This window comes from uncultured Cardiobacterium sp. (assembly GCF_938028185.1).
In the GTDB taxonomy this organism is placed as follows: domain Bacteria; phylum Pseudomonadota; class Gammaproteobacteria; order Cardiobacteriales; family Cardiobacteriaceae; genus Cardiobacterium.
In genome coordinates this window covers 1-1,901 of record NZ_CALJAH010000404.1, presented here as the reverse complement: position 1 = coordinate 1,901, position 1,901 = coordinate 1, and the positions used below count along the sequence as shown (strand labels likewise).

2 protein-coding genes are annotated in these 1,901 nt (G+C 64.7%); both read left to right on the top strand.

The genetic code is table 11. From position 1 onward, the window contains the following. The first annotated feature begins 176 nt into the window (after positions 1–176). Positions 177–767: a LemA family protein gene (locus Q0349_RS11840; RefSeq protein WP_298081201.1), complete on the top strand. Its 591-nt coding sequence runs from the start codon at positions 177–179 to the stop codon at positions 765–767. Further along, complete coding sequence (locus tag Q0349_RS11835; RefSeq protein ID WP_298081200.1) at positions 764–1,675, top strand: YgcG family protein; 912 nt, start codon at positions 764–766, stop codon at positions 1,673–1,675. Before Q0349_RS11840 ends, Q0349_RS11835 begins: the two co-directional genes overlap by 4 nt. The last annotated feature ends 226 nt before the right edge of the window (positions 1,676–1,901 follow it).

The following is a 1,901-nucleotide window of genomic DNA, read 5'->3' as shown; positions in this document are numbered from 1 at the left end:
GTCTGCCCGCACCGCGAGTCGTAGCGTATTGCAGCCAATATAGCGATACACCGAAAGCCTCAGACAAGGCGCGCCGCCGAAGACAGTACGCGGTTGTACGGCGAGGCGGCGCAACACAGTATGAGGCTTTAGGGGGATTGCTATACACTCTGCCCGAACCCTCACCTGGAGCTTCCATGAAACGCCTGCCCCTCATCCTTGCCGCGCTCGTCCTCATCTGCGGCGGCTTCACCATCAAAATGTACAACGGCCTGCAACGCGCCGACGAAAGCGTTGCCGCCGCCTGGGCGGAAGTCGAAAACCAGTACCAGCGCCGCGCCGACCTCGTCCCCAACCTCGTTGCCACCGTCAAAGGCTACGCCGCGCACGAACAAGGCGTGTTGACACAAATCACCGAAGCGCGCAGCCGCGTCAGCGGCGTCCACCTCAGCGCCGAACAGCTCAATGACCCCGCCGCGCTGGAGCGCTACCGCGCCGCGCAAAGCGAGCTGGGCAACGGCCTCGCGCGCCTGCTCGCCGTCGCCGAGAGCTACCCCGACCTCAAGGCAAGCGCCAACTTTGAAGCCTTGCAGACCCAGCTCGAAGGCACGGAAAACCGCATCGCCACCGCGCGCAACCGCTACATCGAACACGTCCGCGACTACAACAGCCGCATCCGCACCTTCCCAACGAGCCTCATTGCGCGCCTGAGCGACCTGCACGCCAAGGCGAACTTTGAGGCGGAAAACGAAGCGGCTGCCACTGCGCCGCAAGTGAGCTTCCCATGAAACGGCTGCTGCTCCTGCTCGCCTTCCTCGCGGGCGCGGCGCAGGCGGTTGCGCCGGAAAAACTCGCCATCGGCACCGACCCCGTCGTTGACCAGGCGGGAATGCTTGCCCCAGCGGATGCGGCGGCGCTCAACGAAAAACTGCGCGCGCTGCATCAGGCGCAAGTGATGCAGGGCGCCATCGTGCTGGTCGATAACCTGAACAGCATGAGCGATTTTGACTACGGCATGGCCGTTTTTGACCGCTGGCGACTGGGCGACCGCACGCGCAACGACGGACTGCTCATCCTCCTGAGCGAAAAAGAGCACGCCATCCGCATCATCACCGGGCGCGGCCTTGAGGGCGACCTCCCCGACGCCTTCGCCAAAAAAATCATCAACGACATGGTGCCGTCCTTCAAACAAGGCCGCTTCGCCGCCGGGCTGAACACGGGCGTGGACAAAATAGCCGCACACTTGCAGGCCGACCCGACAGAGCGTCTCGCTTTGGCCGGACAGACGGATGATGCTGGACGCACGGCGGATGCGTTTTCAGAAACCACCGGGATGCTCGTTTTCCTCCTCACCGCTGTCGCCGCCTGCCTGCGCTCCCCGGCGCGCATCGTGCTGCTGGCGTTGGCCGGGGGCGGTTTCTACCTCGCCGGCCACTCCCTACCGCAGGTTCTCACCATCCTCATTGCCGCCTACATCGTCGCAGGCGGATTGCGCCGCATCGTCCAGGCGCTCATGCGCGGAGAAAGCGGCGGGGACGGCTCCGACGATGATGATGACGATGACGGCAGCGGCGGCTACATCAGCCGCAGCAGTTTCTCCTCTCCTTTCTCCTCCTCATCGTCGTCTTCCTCATCCGGCGATTACGGCGGAGGTGGCGGCAGCTCCGCTGGCGGCGGCGCGGGCGGGACGTGGTGAGCAGGACGCGGTCGCCATTTATCGCGCTGCGGGTAGGGTGGGGCTTGCCCCACCGTTAAAGCACGTAGGGGCGGTTAGGACGAAGTCCGTAACCGCCCGTCTCGACAACCCGTAGGGCGTGTGCCGCAAACACGCGCGTTTTTCCCGGTTTTCCCGCGTGCGTGTCGGCTGTGCCGCCAACACCCTACGACGGATTTCTGTGGGTAGGGTGGGGCTTGCCCCACCG

Coding starts and splice junctions, on each gene's coding strand:
- Q0349_RS11835 (WP_298081200.1), top strand. CDS start 764: ATGAAACGGCTGCTGCTCCTGCTCGCCTTCCTCGCGGGCGCGGCGCAG.
- Q0349_RS11840 (WP_298081201.1), top strand. CDS start 177: ATGAAACGCCTGCCCCTCATCCTTGCCGCGCTCGTCCTCATCTGCGGC.